This window comes from Kitasatospora sp. NPDC092286 (genome assembly GCF_044755565.1).
Classification (GTDB): domain Bacteria; phylum Actinomycetota; class Actinomycetes; order Streptomycetales; family Streptomycetaceae; genus Kitasatospora.
In genome coordinates this window covers 200422-219103 of the sequence record NZ_JBIVRD010000003.1, presented here as the reverse complement: position 1 = coordinate 219103, position 18682 = coordinate 200422, and the positions used below count along the sequence as shown (strand labels likewise).

At 74.4% G+C, this 18682-nt stretch carries 16 protein-coding genes; 8 read left to right on the top strand and 8 right to left on the bottom strand.

Annotation, left to right across the window (positions count from 1 at the left end; translation table 11 throughout):
- The first annotated feature begins 161 nt into the window (after positions 1–161).
- The 5 genes from ACIQIB_RS05500 to ACIQIB_RS05480 are packed head-to-tail and all read left to right on the top strand — an operon-like array spanning position 162 to position 7503.
- A complete protein-coding gene (locus tag ACIQIB_RS05500) occupies positions 162–1727 on the top strand; it encodes an ABC transporter substrate-binding protein (RefSeq protein ID WP_400756843.1) in 1566 nt (521 codons plus the stop codon).
- A gap of 53 nt (positions 1728–1780) precedes the next feature.
- Positions 1781–2740, top strand: coding sequence for an ABC transporter permease (locus tag ACIQIB_RS05495; protein ID WP_400756841.1), 960 nt, complete (start codon positions 1781–1783; stop codon positions 2738–2740).
- On the top strand, positions 2737–3579 hold the full coding sequence (locus ACIQIB_RS05490; protein ID WP_363609051.1) for an ABC transporter permease subunit: 843 nt from the start codon (positions 2737–2739) through the stop codon (positions 3577–3579). Before ACIQIB_RS05495 ends, ACIQIB_RS05490 begins: the two co-directional genes overlap by 4 nt.
- Entirely contained in the window at positions 3576–5396 is a 1821-nt protein-coding gene (locus ACIQIB_RS05485) for a dipeptide ABC transporter ATP-binding protein (protein WP_400756838.1), read from the top strand. Before ACIQIB_RS05490 ends, ACIQIB_RS05485 begins: the two co-directional genes overlap by 4 nt.
- 43 nt (positions 5397–5439) lie before the next feature.
- On the top strand, positions 5440–7503 hold the full coding sequence (locus ACIQIB_RS05480) for a hypothetical protein (protein ID WP_400756836.1): 2064 nt from the start codon (positions 5440–5442) through the stop codon (positions 7501–7503).
- Between the two features lie 22 nt (positions 7504–7525).
- On the opposite strand, the gene ACIQIB_RS05475 is transcribed toward ACIQIB_RS05480, so the two are convergent.
- The 7 genes from ACIQIB_RS05475 to ACIQIB_RS05445 form a co-directional block, all read right to left on the bottom strand.
- Positions 7526–7876 carry a hypothetical protein gene (locus ACIQIB_RS05475; protein ID WP_363609045.1) on the bottom strand — a complete coding sequence of 117 codons (351 nt, stop codon included), beginning with the start codon at positions 7874–7876 and terminating at the stop codon, positions 7526–7528.
- Between the two features lie 178 nt (positions 7877–8054).
- The gene (locus tag ACIQIB_RS05470; protein ID WP_400756835.1) at positions 8055–8981 is read right to left on the bottom strand and encodes an AEC family transporter; all 927 of its coding nucleotides are present in this window, start codon (positions 8979–8981) and stop codon (positions 8055–8057) included.
- A gap of 215 nt (positions 8982–9196) precedes the next feature.
- Positions 9197–10507 (bottom strand): sulfatase, encoded by a 1311-nt coding sequence (locus ACIQIB_RS05465; protein WP_400756833.1) that lies wholly within the window; start codon positions 10505–10507, stop codon positions 9197–9199.
- Positions 10508–10510: 3 nt separating this feature from the next.
- A complete protein-coding gene (locus tag ACIQIB_RS05460; RefSeq protein ID WP_363609040.1) occupies positions 10511–11536 on the bottom strand; it encodes a hydroxyacid dehydrogenase in 1026 nt (341 codons plus the stop codon).
- A gap of 76 nt (positions 11537–11612) precedes the next feature.
- Positions 11613–12830 (bottom strand): ROK family protein, encoded by a 1218-nt coding sequence (locus tag ACIQIB_RS05455; RefSeq protein WP_363609038.1) that lies wholly within the window; start codon positions 12828–12830, stop codon positions 11613–11615.
- Positions 12831–13103: 273 nt separating this feature from the next.
- The gene (locus ACIQIB_RS05450) at positions 13104–13472 is read right to left on the bottom strand and encodes a transglycosylase SLT domain-containing protein (RefSeq protein WP_363609036.1); all 369 of its coding nucleotides are present in this window, start codon (positions 13470–13472) and stop codon (positions 13104–13106) included.
- Positions 13473–13941: 469 nt separating this feature from the next.
- Positions 13942–15501, bottom strand: coding sequence for a carboxyl transferase domain-containing protein (locus ACIQIB_RS05445; RefSeq protein WP_400756829.1), 1560 nt, complete (start codon positions 15499–15501; stop codon positions 13942–13944).
- A gap of 362 nt (positions 15502–15863) precedes the next feature.
- Between ACIQIB_RS05445 and ACIQIB_RS05440 the strand changes: the two genes are divergently transcribed.
- The 3 genes from ACIQIB_RS05440 (at position 15864) to ACIQIB_RS05430 (ending at position 17853) form a co-directional block, all read left to right on the top strand.
- Entirely contained in the window at positions 15864–16535 is a 672-nt protein-coding gene (locus ACIQIB_RS05440) for a TetR/AcrR family transcriptional regulator (RefSeq protein WP_400756827.1), read from the top strand.
- Positions 16536–16740: 205 nt separating this feature from the next.
- The gene (locus ACIQIB_RS05435) at positions 16741–17415 is read left to right on the top strand and encodes a universal stress protein (RefSeq protein ID WP_363609030.1); all 675 of its coding nucleotides are present in this window, start codon (positions 16741–16743) and stop codon (positions 17413–17415) included.
- A gap of 15 nt (positions 17416–17430) precedes the next feature.
- Positions 17431–17853 (top strand): hypothetical protein, encoded by a 423-nt coding sequence (locus tag ACIQIB_RS05430; protein WP_400756824.1) that lies wholly within the window; start codon positions 17431–17433, stop codon positions 17851–17853.
- Between the two features lie 6 nt (positions 17854–17859).
- Here the strand turns inward: ACIQIB_RS05430 and ACIQIB_RS05425 are convergent, their stop codons facing one another.
- Positions 17860–18417, bottom strand: coding sequence for an SMI1/KNR4 family protein (locus tag ACIQIB_RS05425; protein WP_400756822.1), 558 nt, complete (start codon positions 18415–18417; stop codon positions 17860–17862).
- Between the last annotated feature and the right edge of the window lie 265 nt (positions 18418–18682).

Genomic DNA, 18682 nt, shown 5'->3' with positions numbered 1-18682 from the left:
TTTATATCCCCGCAGTCGGTGTGGTGGGTCGTGGGTGTTTTCTTCTGTGGCGCGTTGTGTTTGACATACTTTTAGGCCGGGGGGGGGGGGGGGCCCCCGCCCCCCCGGCCCCCCCCCCGGCCTGCCCCGCCGAACCCCAACCACCAAGAGGTAGTAGCACCATGAGCGATGCGGCCCACCGGCACGCCCTGCCCCGAAGAGGATTTCTCGGCCTGAGCGCCGGAGCGGTCCTGCTGGCGGCGGGCTGCCGCTCCGCCACCGATCCCGCCGCCGACGGTGCCAAGGGCGCGTCCGCCACGGCCTCCGCGCCCGACCTGCAGATCGTCTACGGCAGCGCCCCCGACCCGACCCAGCTCCTCCACCGCGGGCCCGACACGCCCGCCTTCGTCAATCTGGTGCTGGACCGGCTGGTCGACCTCGACCCGCAGACCCTCCAGCCGGTGCCGTGGCTCGCCACCTCCTGGGAGTGGAGCGCCGACCGGCTCAAGCTGGTGCTGAAGCTGCGCGAGGACGTCACCTTCCACGACGGGCGTGCGCTGAGCGCCGACGACGTGGTGTTCTCCCTGGTCGGCGCCGCCAAGACCTCCCAGGTCAAGCCGCTGCTGGAGCGACTGGCGGACATCCGGGCCAGCGCCGGGAACGAGGTCACCCTCACCCTGGCCAGGCCCACCAGCAACCTCTTCGACGCGCTCGCCTTCAACCCGGTGGTGGACGCGCGGAGTTACGTGGACGGCAAGGCCGCCGACAAGGTGAACGGCACCGGCCCGTTCACCTGGCAGTCCTTCAAGGGTGGCAACCAGCTCGACCTGGCCCGCTACGACCGCTACTGGCAGAGCGGCCGACCCCGGTTCGAACGGATCACCATTCGCTCGGTGACGAGCAGTCAGGCCGCCCTTTCCGCACTGCAGTCCGGCCAGGCCCAGCTGATCGGCGCGGTGCCCGGCCGCGACCTCAAGGTGCTGGCGGGCAACCCCGGCTTCACCGTGCAGTCCGCCAAGGCCTCCTACCAGCAGGCCTTCCTCGGCGTGAACATCGCCACCAAGCCCTTCGACGACATCCGGGTCCGCCAGGCGCTCCAGTACGCGGTGGACCGCGAGCGGATCGTCAGCCAGGTCTACGGCGGCAGCGCCGAGGCCAGCAGCCTGCCCTGGCCGTCCAACACGCCCGGCGTCACCCCGGACCAGGTCAAGCGGTACGGGCACGACCCGGAGAAGGCGAGGGGCCTGCTGAAGGAGGCCGGTGCCGAGGGTGCCCGGGTACCGCTCACCGCCGCCAACTCGCCGGTCTTCACCTCGCTGGTCGAGCTGGTGAAGTTCGACCTGGAGCAGGCCGGCTTCGGGGTCGACGTCCAGCTGCTGGACAACGCGGCGATCCAGCCGAAGATCCAGCAGGGCACGCTGGAGGGCCTGTTCGTGGCCAACCACGGCATGGTGAGCGTCTCGCCGCTGAGCGGTATCACCGTCTCCGGCCCGCTCCAGGTCGGCAAGAACACCTCGCACGTCACCGATCCCGCCTTCGCCGAGTTGCAGAGCCGCGCCTTCGCGGCCGTCGACGAGAAGGCCCGGGCGGACGTCAACCACGAGCTCTCCGAGTACCTGCTCGCCCAGTCGTTCCACATCACGCTCGCGCACGCCTGGGAGACCTACGCCCTGGCCTCCTCGGTGCACGACGTGGCGACCAGCGCCCTGGGCTACCTGCGGCTGACGGACACCCGCCGGGACGGCTGACCGAGCCCTAGCTCCCTCCACCCGCACCCCTCCACCGAACCCCGGAGAACCCCGTGCCGTACTGGACCAGAAAGGCCGCCGGAGCGCTGGCCACGCTCTGGCTCGCCTCGGTGGCCGTCTTCCTGCTGCTGCACCTGGCCCCCGGCGACCCGGTCTCCGCCGCGCTCGGCGCCGAGGCCGACCAGGAGCAGCGCGAGCAGCTCGGCCGCCAGTTGGGAGTGGACCGGCCGTTGCCCGTCCAGTACCTCACCTGGCTGCGCGGACTGCTCACCGGCGACCCGGGACTCTCCTTCCGCTACCGCGAGCCGGTCACCAAGATGATCGGCCAGAGCCTCGGCAGCACCATCCAACTCGCCCTGGCCGCAGGCCTGCTGATGCTCGTCCTCGGGCTGCTGCTGGGAGCCGCGCTGGCCGCCGAGCGGCGCGGCCGGCTGGCCCGGGCCCTCGACCCGGTCACCACCGCCGTGCTGGCGCTGCCGGTGTACGTCACCGCCGTGCTCTTCGTGTTCGTCTTCGCCGTCCTGCTGCGGGTGCTGCCGACCGGTGGCGAGAAGGACCTGTTCGCCGCGCCGGACCTCGCTGTCCAGTACCTCGCGCTGCCCGCCGTCGCGCTGGCGCTGCCCGGTTCGGTGGTGCTGGCCAGGCTGCTGGCCACCGAGATCCGGCGCACCCGCCAGGAGGAGTTCGTGCTGACCGCGATCGCCAAGGGCGCCCCGCCCCGGCGGATCCTGCTGCGGCATGTGCTGCCCAACAGCCTGGCCCCGTTCTTTGTCGAATTCGGACTGAACCTGGGCGAGTTGCTGGGCGGAGCGGTGGTCGCCGAGCAGTTGTTCGCCCGGCACGGCCTCGGTCAGCTGCTGCTGGACGCGATCAACCAGCGCGACTACCCGGTCGCCCAGACCCTGATCATGCTCGCGGTCGCGGTGGCGGTCACCGTCCAGCTCGGCTCCGAGCTGCTGGTCGGCCGGCTCGACCCGAGGATCGCCCGTGCCGGCACCGGGGAGGCCCGATGACCACCGCCGCACCCGTCCGACGCCGCGCCCGGCCCGTCCTGCCCGCCGCCCTGCGCAGCGGCAAGGGCCGCACCGGGGCGGTGCTGGTGGCCCTGGTGGTGCTGCTCGGCCTGCTGGGCCCGCTGCTGCTCTCCGCCGACCCCTACCGGCAGGGCCCCGACGCGCTCGCCGGACCGTCCTGGGAACACCCGCTCGGCACCGACGAGGTCGGCCGCGACCTCCTGGTCCGGGCCCTGTACGGGGTGCGGATCGAGCTGCTGGTCTGCCTGCTGGCGGTGCCGGTCGCCGCCGTTCTCGGCACCCTGCTCGGGCTGCTCGGCGGGCTCAACCGGCTGCTCGGCGAGGCCGTGCAGCGCCTCTTCGACCTGCTGCTCGGCTTCCACGGTCTGCTGCTCGGCCTGGCGATCGCGCTGATCGTCCGGCCGGGGCTGGGCAGCGTGGTGGCGACGATCGTGCTCAGCGCCCTGCCCTCGTTCGGCCGGCAGGCCAGGGCGGCCCTGCTGGCGCAGCTCTCCCGCGACCACGTGGTGGCCGCCCGGGTGCTCGGCGTGCCGCGCGGGCGGACCCTGCGCCGGTACGTCCTGCCGAACGTCACCGACGCCGCCACCGCGCTGCTGGCCGTCGGGATGGCGCACGCCGCGAAGATCGAGGGCGGGCTGAGCGTGCTCGGCTTCGGCATCCAGCCGCCCACGCCCTCGCTCGGCACGATGATCAACACCGGCAGCAAGTACCTGTTCCTGGAGCCGGGTTACGCCCTCGCGCCGGTCGTCCTGCTCGGCCTGCTGGTGTTCGGGCTGACCCTGCTCGCCGACTCGTTCAACCGGGAGAAACTGCGGTGACCGCGACCGAGACCACCGCCGCCCCGACCGCGGCGCCCGCCGCCCGCGCGCTGCTGGAGGTGGACGGCCTGCGCGTCACGGCGGGCGGCGCCGAGGTGGTCCGGGGGGTGGACTTCACCCTTCGCCCGGGCGAGATCCTCGGCCTGGTGGGGGAGTCGGGCTCCGGCAAGACGCTCACCGCGCTGGCCGTCAACCGGATGCTCCCGCCCGGCTGCGGGACGGCCGGCGGCGCCGTCCGCTTCGACGGCACCGATCTGCTCACACTGCCCGAACCCGGCATGCGCGCCGTTCGCGGACGCCGGATCGGCATGGTCTTCCAGGACCCGCTCGCCTACCTCAACCCGCGGATGCCGATCGGCCGCCAACTGGCCGAAGCCGCCCGGGTGCACGGCGCGGGCCGGGCCGAGGCCCGGGCCCGCGCGCTCGAACTCCTCGACCTGGTCGGCATCCCCGAGCCGGAGCGCCGATTCCGCGACCGCCCGCACGAGTTCTCCGGCGGGATGCGCCAACGCGTGCTGATCGCCATGGCGATGACCAACCGGCCCGACCTGCTGATCGCCGACGAGCCCACCACCGCCCTCGACCCCACCACCCAGGCGGGCATCCTCGACCTGCTGGTCCGGCTGCGGGACGAGACCGGCACCGCCGTCCTGCTGATCACCCACGACCTCGGGGTGGTCGCCCGGACCTGCGACACCGTCCAGGTGATGTACGCCGGACGGATCGCCGAACGGGCACCCGCCAAGAGGCTGTTGGCGCAGCCCCGGCACCGCTACACCGCGGGTCTGCTGGCCGGGGTGCCCCGCCTGGACGGCCCGCTGGGCCGCCCGCTCACCGTGATCCCCGGCAGCCCGCCCGCCGCCGGGGAGGACCGGCCCGGCTGCGCGTTCGCCCCGCGCTGTGCCGCCGCCACCGAGCGCTGCGCGAACGAGCCTCCGGCCTGGGAGAGTTCGGGCGAACGGGGGTTCGCCTGTCATGTCCCGGCGGCCGGACTGCCGCTGCCCGTGGCGGCCGCGCCGGTCCGGCGCCCGGCGCCACCGGCCGGCGAACCCGTGCTGGTGGCCGACGGCCTCACCGTCCGGTACGGCCGCCGGGCGTTCGGCCGGGGCCCCGGCGCGCCCGCACTGGACGGGGTGAGCCTGACGGCCGCGCCCGGCCGGGCGGTCGGGGTGATCGGCGAGTCCGGCTCCGGCAAGTCCACCCTGGCCAGGGCGTTGCTCGGGCTGCTCCGGCCACAGGGCGGCACCGTCCGGGTCGGCGGCCGCTCCTGGTCGGAGGTGCCGCCGAGCGAGGAACGGGCGCTGCGGCGCCGGGTGCAGTTCGTCTTCCAGGACCCGTACGCCTCGCTGAGCCCCCGGATGACGATCGGGCAGGTGCTGTCCGAGCCGCTGGTCACCCATGGCCTCGCGGGCGAGGCGGAGTTGCCCGGCCGGGTCGCCGGGCTCTGCGAACTCGTCGGCCTGCCGCCGGGGTTGCTCGACGCCCGGCCGCACCAGCTTTCCGGTGGGCAGCGCCAGCGGGTGGCGATCGCCCGGGCGCTGGCCGTCGGCCCCGAGGTGCTGGTCGCGGACGAACCGACCTCGGCGCTCGACGTCTCCGTCCAGGCGCAGATCCTCAACCTCTTCGCCGATCTGCGGGAACGGACCGGTGTCGGTCTGGTCTTCATCTCGCACGATCTCGCCCTGGTCCGCCACCTCTGTGACGAAGTGCTGGTGATGCGTCACGGCCGGGTGGTCGAACACGCCCCCGCCGACGAGCTGTTCGGCGCGCCCGCGCACCCGTACACCCGGCAGCTGCTCGCCGCCGCCCTGCACTGATCCGACCCGCGTCCCGACCTCACGCCAGGAGTGCTGTCCCCCCATGTCCGCCGCACACCCCTCCCGCCGCCGGCTCCTGCTCGGCGCGGGCTCCGTCGCCGCCCTGAGCGCCCTTCCCGTCGCGCCCGCCCGGGCCGCCGCCTCGTCGTCCGGTGCCCAGCCGCCCGTTCCGCGGCCGTTCGGTGCCCAGCCGTCCGGCACCCCCCGGGTCACCGGACTCGGCCCCGGCAACGCGGACTTCCCGCTGATGAGCGCCACGCTGCTGGGCGAGACGCTCTGGATCGGCTCGCGCAACCTCGCGCCCGCCAAGGTGGTCGGCTACCACCTGCCGACCGGCCGGGTGACCGCGACCGCGGTGCTGCCGACCGGCAACTTCGTCCAGGGCTCGGCCGGTCACGGCGGCGCACTCTACCTCGGGGTGACCGACGCGCCCCAGGCCGTCAACCTCTACCGCTTCGACCCGGCCGACGGCGGTGTGCACGCTCTGGCGAACGTCCCCGGCGCGGACGTCCGGGACGTGGCCGTCGCCCCCGACGGCGTGGTGTACGCGACCGGCCGGCAGAAGGGCCGTGCGGCCGGGCCGGGTCTGTACGCCTACGATCCCGCCACCGGTGTGGTCACCGAGGTCGCCTCGCCCGCGCCCGGTGCCACCCAGGGCCGGGCGGTCGAGGCCACCGCCACCCACGCCTACCTCGGTGTCGGCAGCAACCTGGCGGGCGGCGGCGGGGCGACCCTGGCCACCCTGTACGCCGTCGACCGGGCGAGCGGCCGGGCCGTCGACATCACCCCGCCGGACCTGGTGAACGACACCATCGTCCGGCAGATCGCCGTTCTCGGCGACGACCTGCTCGCCGTCAGCACCGAGGGCAAGCCCGCGCACGTCGCCTTCCTCGACCCGGCGACCCACGCCGTGCTGCGGTCCTTCGCGGTGCCCGGCACCAAGAGCATCACCAACTTCCAACGCCTGGGCGACACCGTCTGGTTCACCTCCACCGAGCGCGGCATCGTCTGGCGCTACCGGCTCGGCGCGGGCACGCTGGAGCAGCTCGCCACCCCCGTGCCGGACGGCAACTCCTGGGGCCTGGGCCGGATCGGCGACACCCTGGTCGGCGTCACCGAGGGCGGTACCGCCTGGACGCTCACCACCGGCACGGGGGCGGTCACCACCCGGGACCTGGTCGAGGCCGGCGCCCCCGCCGAGGCGCAGCTCGGGATGTCGGTGGCGGCCCACAGCGGCCGGGTGTACGTGGGCGGCAACGGCTCGGTCGCGCTGCACGACCTCGACGCCGGCACCGTGCACAAGCTCCCGGTGCCCGGGGAGGCGAAGGACACCGTCATTCTCGACGACGAGACCCTCTTCCTGGGCGTCTACTCCTCCCAGGGCATCTGGCGCTACCGCCCTGGGTCGGACGAAGTCCCCGTCCAGGAGGCGGCGTTGCCGCAGGAGCAGAACCGTCCGCAGGTGATCCGCTGGGACGAGGAGAACCGTCTGCTGCTGCTCGGTGTCCAGGCCGACACCACGGGTGGCGGGTCCTTCGTCACCTACCGGCCCGGCAGCGGGCGGCCGACGGTGCACGTCGATCCGCTGGGCGCCGAGCAGTTGGTGCGCGCGGTGGCGGCCGGGCGCGGCCAGGCCTTCCTCGGCGGCGACAATGCCAGGACCACCGGCCCGCGCGGCGACCTGGCCGCCTGGGACCCGGTGGCCGGGCGTGAACTCTGGCGGACCGGAACGGACTTCGGCTCGGGTATCAGCAGCCTGGTGGTGCACGGGCCCACCCTGTACGGCATCACCGTCAACGGGCAGGCCTTCGCGGCCGATCTGCGGACCGCCCGGCGGGGCCGGGACGGGTGGACGGCCCCGGTGATCGGTGCCCGTGCCGACCTGCGGGCGATCACCTCGGCCAACCCGCGGCTGCTGGTGGCCGCCGGCCGGCTGTACGGGATCAGCGAGCGGACGCTGTTCCGGCTGGACCCGGCCACGCTGGCCGCCACCGTCCTGGTCCAGGTGGACGCCGAGTGGTACAGCGGTGCCAGGGTGGCCGTCGACGACCGCGGTCTCCTGTACACGCTGCGCGGCCGGGAGCTGATCGCCGTCCGGGACCGCTGACCCCGGCCGTCCGCCGGGCGGTTCAGAACCACGTCTCCCCGTAGTGGTCGCCGGGGTGGCCCTCGCGGAGCAGACAGATCTCGTGCTCGGCGGGGGGCACCGGTTCCTCCTCCTCGTCGGCCACGGCGGGGCAGCGGGGGGCCAGTTCCACCACGTACTGCGGCCAGGAGGCCCAGTGGAGGTCGTACCCGACCCCCTGGACCAGCGCGGAGTGGGTGCCCTGGTGGCCGGCGACGAGCTCGCAGCGCAGCCGCGACTCCATCATGAAGGCGGCGTGCGGCACGTTGTTGAAGTGGTCGATGTCGGCCTGGGGGAGTGCCACGACGGCCGGGCAGTGGCGCTTTTCGACAGGTGCGTGGGACGCGTGAGTCATGCGCGTCAGCATCCCACCCGGGCTGTCGGAGGTGGGTGGTTTCCACCATCTTGTACGCGTCACGAGGGAATTTTGTCGGCCCGTGTACGGGTGGCGGGTACGCCTGCTTCTTCGGGGCCCGCATCCGGGTCGGCCGTCGGTATCCGGGGCAGAGGCCGGCATCCGGACCGTCACCCCGTCAGGACGGTCCGAGGGCCCAGCCGACCACCGAGAGGGTCGCCATCGAGACCAGGGTGGAGCTGAGCACCGCGTCCCGGGCGAGCGCCGTGCCCTGCCCGTACTCGCGGGCGTAGACGAACACGTTCTGCGCGGTGGGGAGGGCCGAGAACAGGACGACGGTGAGCAGCTGGTGCGCGGGCAGGTGGAGCAGGAAGGCCCCGACGGCGAACGCGGCCAGCGGCTGTATCAGCGTCTTGACCGCGACCGTCACCCCGACCTCCGCGTACCGGGCGGTGCCGGTGGCCGGCGGGCGGCCGTGCAGGGACATGCCGAGCGCGACCAGAGCGGTGGGTACGGCCGCGCCGCCGAGCAGTTCGCAGGAACGGTTCAGCTCGGTGGGCGGCTGCCACCCGAGGGCGGAGACCAGCGCGCCGAGGGCGGCGGCCAGCAGGATGGGGTTGCGCAGCGGCAGGGTGAGCGCCGCCCGGCGACCGGCCGTCCCGGTGTCGAGGACGGTCAGCACGGCCGGGGTGACGAGCAGAATCTGGAACAGCACCACGGGCGCCACGAAGGAGGCGTCGCCGAGCACCTGTACGGCCACCGGGATCCCGAGATTGGCCGAGTTGACGTACCCGGCCGCCATCCCGCTGATCACCCGCTCGCCGAGCCCCCGGTGGAACAGCAGGGACGAGGCGAGCAGCCCGAGACCGGTCGCGACCGCCGTCCCGGCCGCGAAGGCCAGCATCGAGGGATTGGCGAACCGGTCCAACGGTGCCCGGGCGATCATCAGGAACAGCGCGGCCGGCATGGCCACATGGAAGACGAAGCGGCTGAGCACCGACTCCGCCTGCGGCCCGAGCAGCCCGGTGCGGCCGACCAGGTAGCCGACCCCGGTGAGGGCCCAGATCGGCGCGAATCCGGACAGCAGCGGGTGAAGGCTGGGCATGGTTCCTCGGGTGGTGAGAACGGCGTGCCGGGCGGTCGCGGGGGTCGCCCGCCACCTGCCGCAGTCAATCAGACCCCGCTCCGCCTACCATGACCCGGTGGAGCATCTGAGCCTGGCCGAGGTGGAGACGATCGCGCGGCGCGCCCATGCCGGGCAGGTCGACAAGGGCGGCCGCCCGTACGCACTGCTCGGCCTGGACTCCGGCTGACGCTCCGTCAATCATGCTCTTTGGTGGGCGCCGCGGGGACGAACCGGGCGAACGGGTCGGCGGTGCGGGCGCAGTGCTCGTCGAGCAGGCCGCGGAAGCGGTCGAGCAGGGCCGAATGGCGGGTGTCCACGGCCAGGTTGACCATCTCGCCGGGGTCGGCGGTGAGGTCGAAGAGCTGCTCACGGTGGTCGCCCCAGGCGTAGCAGACGTACTTGTGCCGCTCGTCGCGGATCATCCGGCCGAGGGCGTTGTTGAAGCCGGGCAGCTCCCAGCGGGTCTCCACGACGACGGTCTCGCGCGGCTCCCGGGAGCGGACGCTGCGGCCCGGCAGCCCGGGTGGCGGGGTGACGCCGGCCAGGTCGCAGAGGGTCGGGACGAGGTCCAGCCCGGTGGAGACCAGACGGTCGCTGACCGCCCCGGCGGCGGCGTCGCCGCTCTGGCCGCCGGGGCCCGGTGCACCCGGCCCGGCGACGAGGAACGGCACCCGCACCGACTCCTCGTACAGTGCCCACTTCTGGTTCCAGCGGTGGGCGCCGGCGCCGTCGCCGTGGTCGGAGCTGAAGACCACCACGGTCTCCCGCCCGCCGGGCCGCTCGCGCAACGCGTCCAGCAGCAGCCCGAGGTGCCGGTCGACCCGCTCCACCAGCGCGTAGTACGCGTAGCGGTAGCGCCGCCAGTCGTCCTCGCGCCACTGCGCCGTCGGGTGGGTGTGCGGCCAGGCCTGCTGGGCGAGACGGGGGAGGCGGGCCTCGTACGGCGCGGGCGGGAAGTTGGCGGGCAGCGGCGGGCACTGCTCGACGGGCGGCGGCGCGGGGAGCGGGCCGGTGCGCGGGTCCTGGCCGCGGGCCCACTCGCAGATGCCGTGCGGTTCCAGGAACGAGGCGACCAGCAGGAACGGGCGCTCGCGCGGCTCGCGGATGAACCCGGCGGCGGCGTGGGCGAGTCCGGCGTCGTCCCCGGCGGGGTGGATCCGCCGGAAGCCCCGGCCGTCCGGCAGGTCCAGCTCGGGCAGATGCCACTTGCCGCCGTAGCCGCAGTCGTAGCCGGCCTCGGCGAAGAGCCGGCCGAGCAGTGGCTCCGGGCCGCCGCTGTTGCCGGTGACGCCCAGGGTGCTGGGCAGCCGGCCGGTCAGCAGACTGGCCCGGGACGGTGTGCAGAGCGGCTGGGCGCAGTACGCCTGGCGGTAGCGGGTGCCGGCGGCGGCCAGCGCGTCCATGTGGGGCGTGGCGAGGTGCGGGTTGCCCGCCGCGCTCATCGCGTCGGCGGTCTGCTGGTCGGTCAGGACGACCAGGATGTCAGGCTGCCGGGTGTCCGTCACGGGTCAGGCCATCCGCTCGTAGGTGTGCCGGTCGAGCGCCCAGCGCAGCGGCTCGCCGGCCGCCCAGCGCTCGAACTCCCCGACCACCAGGTCCCCGAGGCGTCGGCGCTCCAGCGCCTGGCTGCCGGCGAGGTGCGGGGTGACGACCACGTTGGGCAGTGTGAACAGCGGCGAGCCGGGCAGCGGCGGTTCCGGATCGGTGACGTCCAGCACCGCGAACAGGTCGGGCCGTCGGGTCAGGACGTCGAGCAGGGCGGGTTCGTCGAGGACGGCGCCGCGCGCGGTGTTGACCAGGGTGGCGCCCGGCTTCATCGAGGCCAGCAGCCGCCGTCCGACCAGCCCTCTGGTCTCGGGGACCAGCGGGGTGTGGACGGTCACCACGTCGGCGGTGGCGAACAGTTCCTCGATCCCGACGCTCCGGACGCCCGGCGGTGCCTCGGTGTACGGGTCGTGGGCGATCACCCGCACGTCGTACGCGCGCAGCCGTTCGCAGACCAGCCGACCGGTGGCGCCGAGCGAGAGCACGCCGACCGTGGAGCCGTACGCGCCCGGCGCCCGGCCGACCCGGACGGCCGTGCGCGCGGCGCGGGCGGCCAGGACGTGCCGCCAGCCGTCCTTGAGGGCGTAGACGATCTGGGCGACGGTGAACTCGGCGACGGGCAGGGCGTTGGCGTGGGCGGCCGTGACGAGCGGGATGCCGGCCGCCCAGAAGGCCTCGCCGGCGATCCGGCGCACCGAGCCGGCGGCGTACAGCACCAGACGCAGCCGGGGCAGGCGGGCGAGTGCCGGGGCGTCCAGGACGGGGCCGCCCCAGCCGGTGAGCAGGACCTCGGTCCCGCGCAGCGCGGCCGGTTCGGCGGCCAGCCGGTCGGCGCTCCAGACCCCGCCGGGGGCGGCCGGGTCCGCGATCAGTTCGGCCTGTGCGGCGACCCGGGCGCGGGCCTCGGGCCCGTAGACGTCGGAGAAGCGCTCAGGGTCCATCGCGAAGGCGGCCGCGAACATCCGGGTCTCCTTTGGTCGAGTGCCCACGGATGAGTTTCTATCACATTGAGAAATAGTGGAGCCGGGAGAGGCGCGGCAAGGGGAGGGGGTGGAGGAGCGAGCGCTACCGGGTGATGAAGGTGGCCCCGTCGGCGAGCCGGACGGCGGCCGCGGCCGCGCCGACCAGCTCGGTGGTGGTCGAGTGCACCACCATCAGCCGGGGCAGCACCGGCACCCGGCCCTGCAGCCGGGACTCGATGGCGGGCAGCATCTCGCCCCCGCTCTCCCAGAACAGCCGCCCGCCGAGCGCGATCAGCTCGGGCCCGAGCACGGTGCTGAGGTTGGCCACCAGCAGGGCCAGGTCGTCGGTGAACTCGTCGACCAGCCGGACCGCGGCCGGCTCCCCGGCCCGGCCGAGCCGGAACAGCTCGGCGACCCGCTCGGCCGAGGTGCCGGAGACGGTGAGCCCGGCCTCGGTGATCCGCCGGTCCACGGCGTGGTCGCCGACCCGGGACTGGGTGTCACCGGTGCGCCCGAGCGGCCGGTCCAGCGCCCGGCGGTCGGTCATCAGATGGCCGAGCGCCCCGGCCGAGCCCAGCCGCCCCCGGTGCAGCCGGCCGCCGAGGACGATCCCGGCGCCGACCTCGATGCCCACCACCACGGCCGCCAGGTCGCTCACCCCGGTGCCCGCCTCGCCGTGCTGGACTGCGAGTGCGACCAGGTTCACATTGCTCTCCACCGCCACCGGGATGCCCAGCCGCTGCTGGAGCAGCGCGCGAAGCCGCATGCCCGGCCAGTCCAGCGCGGGCGCGAACTCCACCAGCCCGGTCCGGTCCCGCACCACCCCGGGCACCCCGACCACCAGCGCGCGCGGCGCGCCGGCGTGCCGCCCGGCCCACTCCCGCAGGCCGTCCACCAGCGCCAGCAGCGGGCCGGTGAGGTCCTCTGCGGCGGGTTCGCGGCCCCGCTCCGGTCCGAGGTCCGCCCAGTGGTGCTCGGCCTCGTGCAGCACCGTGCCGTGCAGGTCGGTGACCACGCCGATGATCCGGCGCGGGCGCATCGCGACCGCGAGGACGGTCTGCGCGCCCGCGTTGTAGCGGATCAGCTGGGGCGGGCGCCCGCCGCTGGACGGCGCCCGCTCGGCCTCCACGAGCACGGCGCCCTCGGCCCGCAGCACCTCCACCAGGCGGTGCACGGTGGCGGTGCTCAGCCCGCTCTCGGCCGCCAGCTGCTGCCGCGAGAGCGACCCGTGCCGCCGCAGCACCTCCAGCAGCACGGTCTGGTTGACCTGGGCCACGGTCTGGGTGGTGGCGGTCGCCGGAGTGCGCGGGGACTGGGGCACCGGGTGCTCCTCGGGCCTGGTCGGGTGGGGCCCGAGCGGTCGGGACTTTGTCTCGGCCCGAATATATCCGACCCGCTACCGGCCGGACCGCCGTCGGACTGCCGCGGGGCTGCCGCCGGAACCGGACCGGGCGGGAGCATCCGCACACGGCGAGAGGGCCTGTGCACGCGGATCGCGCGTGCACAGGCCCTCTCGGTCACCCCGGTGATCCCTGTCCGACCCCGGGGTGAGGGGGGACAGTGGTCTGAAGTCGGGTGTAAGTCGCCAGGCGGCTTAGTACCAGTGGTTGTTCTGCCAGAAGGACCAGGCGGCGTTCGGGCTGCCGTAGCGGGAGTTCATGTAGTCCAGGGCCCACTTGATCTGGGTGGTGGCGTTGGTCTTCCAGTCCGCGCCGTGCGAGGCCATCTTGGAGCCCGGCAGCGCCTGGGCCAGGCCGTACGCACCCGAGCTCGCGTTGGTCGCGGTCACGTTCCAGCTGGACTCGTGGGCGATGATCTGGCTGAACGAGGCGAGCTGGTTGGCCGGCACGATCTGGGCGGCGATGGACTGCGGGGTGGCGGCCGAGGCGGTGGCGGGCATCAGGCCGGCGCCCAGGGCGGTCAGACCGGCGGTGCCGGCGAGAACAGCGGCGGAGGTACGCATGCGGAGCTTGAAAGCGGGCATAAGGAACAAGACCTCAATCGGGTTGGGCCGTGTCATACCCCGTCTCGACCATGGCCGGACAGGGGCCGTAAGGTCGCGGGGCGTGACTTGGCGGGAAGCCGGATCCGGCGGGACAGGGGCCGGAGCGGCTGACTGAGCCATTGTTGGCATGCCGGATCGGCAGTCGCCAAGACCCCCTGGTTACGATCCATCGTCGTATCAGGGGCTGGTGCCGTGGATTCGAAGGAGCGGCTAGGTGCTGTCGCTTGTGGCCGCTGACCTGGGCAGACGGTTTAGTCCGTACACGTGCTAGTGGCTGCGCCCGGGCACCACTACCGGTCGTCGTGGACGTCAATTCCGTGTGAGCGCACTCACCGGGCACCCCACCGCGGCCGTCACCGGTCGATCCGTCGCCGTCACGGTGTGTACCGGTGATCTACGGCCGGTTGAGACCGGCGCCACACCCGCCTCAGCGCGCGAGCACGTCCCCCAGCCGACGATGGCGCCGGGCCCGTGCGGCGAGTCGCTCGGGCTCCGGGGCTCCGGCCAGCTCGCCGAGCGCCGATCCGACCGCGCGCCCCAGCCGTGCGCAGAACGCGGCCGGTTCCTCGGCGGCGTCCGGCAGCTCCGGGACGACCAGATCGACCAGACCGGCACCGGCCAGGTCGTACGCGCCGATGCCCTGCGCCCGGGCCAGCTCGGCGGCATGCCCGCCGTCCCGGTGGACGATCGCGGAGGCGCCCTCCGGCGGCAGCGGCGCGAGCCAGGCGTGCTCGGCGGCGAGCACACGGTCGGCGGGCAGCAGAGCGAGCGCGCCCCCGCCCGACCCCTGGCCGAGCAGCACCGCAAGCACCGGCGTCCGCAGGGCGAGCAGGGTGGTCAGGGAGTGCGCGATCTCGATCGCGACGCCGTCCAGCTCGGCCTGCGCGGACAGTTCGGCGCCGGCCGTGTCCACCACCGTGACCAGCGGCAGCCCCAGCTCCTCGGCCAGCCGGGCGGTCCGCCGTACGGCGCGCAGGTCGGCGGCGGTGAAGGGGCGTTCCCCGGTCGGGCCCGGCCGCTGCTGTCCGACCACCAGGGCCGGCCGCCCGTGCAGCACGGCGAGCGCCCGTACCAGTGCCCCGTCCCGGCCGCCGGGCGCGTCCAGCAGGACCAGCTCGCCGGCGGTGCGGCGCAGCAGCTCGCGGGTGCCCGGCCGGTCGGCCCGCCGGGTGCGCCGGACGGACTCCCAGGCGTCCGGGCGCGTGGCGGGCTCCGGCCCGGGCCGGCCGAGTGCGTGGGCGGTCCCGGAACCGCGGGCCTCGTCGGCCTGCCGGGCTTCACCGCTCGCTTCACCGGGCGTCGCCGGGTGTGCCGTCAGGACGGACAGCGACCGCCGCAGCACCTCCCGCAGCTCCTCCGGCGCCACCACGGCGTCCACCAGGCCACGCCCGGCCAGCGTCTCGGCCCGCTGCACGTCCGGGGGCAGCTCCACCCCGCGCAGTTCCTCGTACACCCGAGGCCCGAGGAAGCCGAGCCGGGCCCCCGGCTCGGCGAACACCAGCTGCCCCAGCGTGCCCCAGGAGGCGAAGACCCCGCCCATGGTCGGGTTGCGCAGATAGGTGAGGTACGGCAGCCCGGCGGCCCGGTGCGCCTGCACGGCGGCGGTGATCCGCACCATACAGAGGAAGGCCGCCGTCCCCTCCTGCATCCGCGTTCCGCCCGACACCGGCAGCGCGACCAGCGGAAGCCGCTCGGCCGTCGCCCGCTCCACGGCCCTGGTGATCCGCTCGGCCGTGGCCACCCCGATCGACCCGCCGAGGAAGCCGAACTCGGACACCACGAGTGCCACCGCCCGCCCGGCGATCAGCCCGGCTCCGGTGAGCACCGCCTCGTCCACCCCGGTCCGCTCCCGCGCCCTCGCCAGCGCGGCCCGGTAGCCCGGGTCCGCCGGCTCCCCGTCCAGCGGCTCGTCCCAGCTCCGGAAGCCGCCCGGGTCGACCAGCGCCCCGATGAGCTGATGCGCCGTCAGTGACGTTCCCGTACCCATCGCCCTGCCCCCGCCCTCACGAGTCGTCGGCCTCCGCGCACCGACAAGATCCACCCTACGCAGCACCGCTCCCGCCCGTCCCGGAGCGACGTGCGCGTGTGAGCGGCCCGACAGGTTCGGCGGCCCGTCCTCAGGGAAAGTGCGCGTCCAGTACGCCAGGACCTCCCAGGGCCCGATCGCATCCAACTCCTCGCCCCCGGGAAAGAGCAGGACCGCGATCCGGCGGAAGCGTTCGTCGCCCGTCGGCGCGATCGGAGCAGAAGCGGTGAGGGGGTTCCACCGCCCACGATGACGCTGGACCAGGCCCCGCCCGGGCCGTCGGGCAGGCCGCGGCCGTACCGCCGGTTGCTAGGGTCGGACCCATGGCAGCCAGCAGCGCGAACCCCCCCGGACGGCTGCGCCGCGACGCGCAGCGCAACCGCGACCTGCTGCTCGCCACCGCCCGCGACCTGTTCTCCCGGCGCGGACTGGACGTGCCGCTGGACCAGATCGCCAAGGAGGCCGGGGTCGGCAACGCCACGCTGTACCGGCACTTCCCGACCCGGGAGGCGCTGATCGGAGAGGTGTTCGCGGACGCCGCCGCGGTGCTGGCCGGCGCGGGGGAGGAGGCCCTGGCGGCGGTGGACGCCTGGGGCGCCATCGAGCGGTACTTCGGCCGGATCTTCGAACTGGTCGCCGCTGACCGGGGGATCAACGACCTGGTCACCCAGGCCATCCCCACCATCCCAGGGATGATCGAGATCAGTCGGCAGAACGCCGCCACGGTGGGCGCGCTCGTCGCCCGCGCGCAGCAGCAGGGCAGCATGCGCGCCGACGTCGTCACCATGGACCTGCTCTTCATGCTCGGCCCGCTCTGCCGCGCGCTGCCCGCCACCGCCGAACTGCGCCCGGACCTCTGGCGCCGCTACCTCGCCCTGCTGCTGGACGGCTTCCGTGCGCAGGCCACCCACCCGCTGCCGGTACCGCCGATCGGCGAGGAGCACCTGGACAAGATGTTCGCCGACCTCTGGGAGGCCGAGAGCCCTGATGCGTGACGCCTGACGCCTGATGCCCGACGGCGAACGCCCGGCGCGTGCTGCCGGGCACGCCCTCGGCGGGACGCGCCGCCCCCGGTGTCAGGGCCGCGTACGGATCGGTGCCGTCCACGTCAGGGCTCCGTCAACGAACGGCGCCCGCCCCGGCCACCCGGCTTTGCTGGAACCCGCACACATCAGCGCAAGCCAGAGGGGCAGGCAGGGCATGGCGGACAACGGCGCCGGCAGCAACGCGGACGAACCGGCCGACGAACGGCCGGTGGACGACTGGACGGCGGGTGGCTGGACGCCGGCCGACCGGTCGGCCGACGAGGACGGTGAGGACGGCGGCGGGCCGGACGGGCGCCGCCGGATCGTGGTCGGGGTCAGCGGCTCGCTCGGCAGCATCGCCGCTCTGCACCACGCCGTCGCCGAGGCCCGCCGCATCGACGCCGACGTGCTCGCCGTGCACTGCTGGACCCCGGCCGGCGGCGAGTTCGGATACCGCCGCTCACCGTGCCCGCCCCTGCTCACCGCCTGCCGCGACGCGGCCTCGGCCCGGCTGCGCCAGGCCCTGGACGACGCCTTCGGTGGTGCCTTCACCGGGGTGCGCCTGTCCAGCCAGGCCGTACGCGGCGAGACCGGCCAGGCGCTGGTCCGCTCCGCCGACCGGCCCGGCGACCTCCTCGTCCTCGGCGCGGGCAGCCGTGGCGCGATCGCCCGCGCCCTGCGCCCGTCCGTCACCGCCTACTGCGTCCGGCACGCGGTCTGCCCGGTCCTGGCCGTCCCGAAGCCGCCCCTGCAACGCGAACTCGAAGCCCTCGAACGCCGCCACCACACCCGCCTGCGCCCGCTTCTCGGCACCGGCGGCGAGACCGGCCTGCTCTCCGCCGGGCGCTGAGGAGGCGACGCCGCGATGCAGTCCCGCCCCTACCGCCTGCCGGTTGCCGTGTCCGGGGCGGTGGCCCTGGTCGCCGCCGCCGCGCTGCTGCCCGTCCTCGCCGTCCTCGGCGAACTGCGTCCCACCTGGGTCGCCCTGGCCGCGTACGCCGCCCTCTGCGCCGCACTCGGCCGGCACTCCCGTCCGGCCGCCGCCCCGCTGATCGGCCTGGCCACCTGGCTCTTCCACAACGGCTTCGTCGAGCACCGCCACGGCGCCCTCGGCTGGTCCGGCCCGGCCGCCGAGACCGGTCACCTGCTCCTCTTCACGGCCGCCGCCCTGCTCGCCGCACTTCTTACCCGGCTCCTCGCCGCCCTTCCACGCCGTCGGGCGCACCCCGTCCGCCTGCCCGCCCCGCCGCTGCGCCACCACGACGGCGACTGGCGCCCGGCGGCCTGACCGCCGTCAGCCCGCGATCCGCGCGGCCGCGTCCGGCCACGGCTCCATCACCCGGGACTCGTCCGCCATCGCCTCCTCCTCCCACCAGCCGGCCCCGTCGAGCCAGCCGTCCAGCCACTGCGCCAGCGACGGCGCGTCCTCGAACCACGCGTCGGCCCAGTCGTCCCCGACGGCGTTGGGCTCGAACAGCAGCACCGGCGCGCCCGGCCGCAGACAGTCCACGGCCGCGTACATCCCGCAGCCCCAGTCCAGTACCGGGAGCACCCCGGTCGGCCAGTGCGGCCCGTCCTCCTCCACCCCGGCCGCCTCGTCCGACCGGGCCCGCTCGCCCCGGTAGACGGAGACCACCGACGGCTCCTCCCCGCTCAGCGGCAGCATCGCGCCGTCCGGCCCGAACCCGCCGTTCCCCACCTCCCGGTACAACCGCAGCAGCAACGGCGGCAGCGTGAACCCGACCACCGCCTCCACCCCGGCCACCTCCGCCGACCCGACCCCCGCGCCCAACTCCTCCCCGTCCTCCGCCGCCCGCACCCGCACCCGCTCCACCAGCGCATCCTCACTCATACGCCGATCCTGCCACCTCCGTACGGCAGTTGACCGACCACTGTCCCGGCACCCGTCGCTGCGAGGGTGTGCGCGGCCATCAGATGCGGGCGCGGCTTCGAACCGCCGACAGCTGCTTTGTAAGAGCAGCGCTCGACCGCCGGCTGTTGTGTACGTGCCGCTCGCCGCGGCCGGGCGGCTTCGGCGGGGTGGAGTGAGTGGCCGTCATGGGGGTTTCTCCCCCGGTTCGGGTGGGTGTTCCGAGCTGGTAGTGTTCTTCTTGTCG

What these genes read in the sequence shown, in the direction of transcription:
- ACIQIB_RS05425 (WP_400756822.1), bottom strand. Translation starts at nt 18,417, where the DNA reads ATGAGTGAGGATGCGCTGGTGGAGCGGGTGCGGGTGCGGGCGGCGGAG.
- ACIQIB_RS05450 (WP_363609036.1), bottom strand. Translation starts at nt 13,472, where the DNA reads ATGCGTACCTCCGCCGCTGTTCTCGCCGGCACCGCCGGTCTGACCGCC.
- ACIQIB_RS05440 (WP_400756827.1), top strand. Translation starts at nt 15,864, where the DNA reads ATGGCAGCCAGCAGCGCGAACCCCCCCGGACGGCTGCGCCGCGACGCG.
- ACIQIB_RS05435 (WP_363609030.1), top strand. Translation starts at nt 16,741, where the DNA reads ATGGCGGACAACGGCGCCGGCAGCAACGCGGACGAACCGGCCGACGAA.
- ACIQIB_RS05480 (WP_400756836.1), top strand. Translation starts at nt 5,440, where the DNA reads ATGTCCGCCGCACACCCCTCCCGCCGCCGGCTCCTGCTCGGCGCGGGC.
- ACIQIB_RS05430 (WP_400756824.1), top strand. Translation starts at nt 17,431, where the DNA reads ATGCAGTCCCGCCCCTACCGCCTGCCGGTTGCCGTGTCCGGGGCGGTG.
- ACIQIB_RS05475 (WP_363609045.1), bottom strand. Translation starts at nt 7,876, where the DNA reads ATGACTCACGCGTCCCACGCACCTGTCGAAAAGCGCCACTGCCCGGCC.
- ACIQIB_RS05490 (WP_363609051.1), top strand. Translation starts at nt 2,737, where the DNA reads ATGACCACCGCCGCACCCGTCCGACGCCGCGCCCGGCCCGTCCTGCCC.
- ACIQIB_RS05500 (WP_400756843.1), top strand. Translation starts at nt 162, where the DNA reads ATGAGCGATGCGGCCCACCGGCACGCCCTGCCCCGAAGAGGATTTCTC.
- ACIQIB_RS05445 (WP_400756829.1), bottom strand. Translation starts at nt 15,501, where the DNA reads ATGGGTACGGGAACGTCACTGACGGCGCATCAGCTCATCGGGGCGCTG.
- ACIQIB_RS05470 (WP_400756835.1), bottom strand. Translation starts at nt 8,981, where the DNA reads ATGCCCAGCCTTCACCCGCTGCTGTCCGGATTCGCGCCGATCTGGGCC.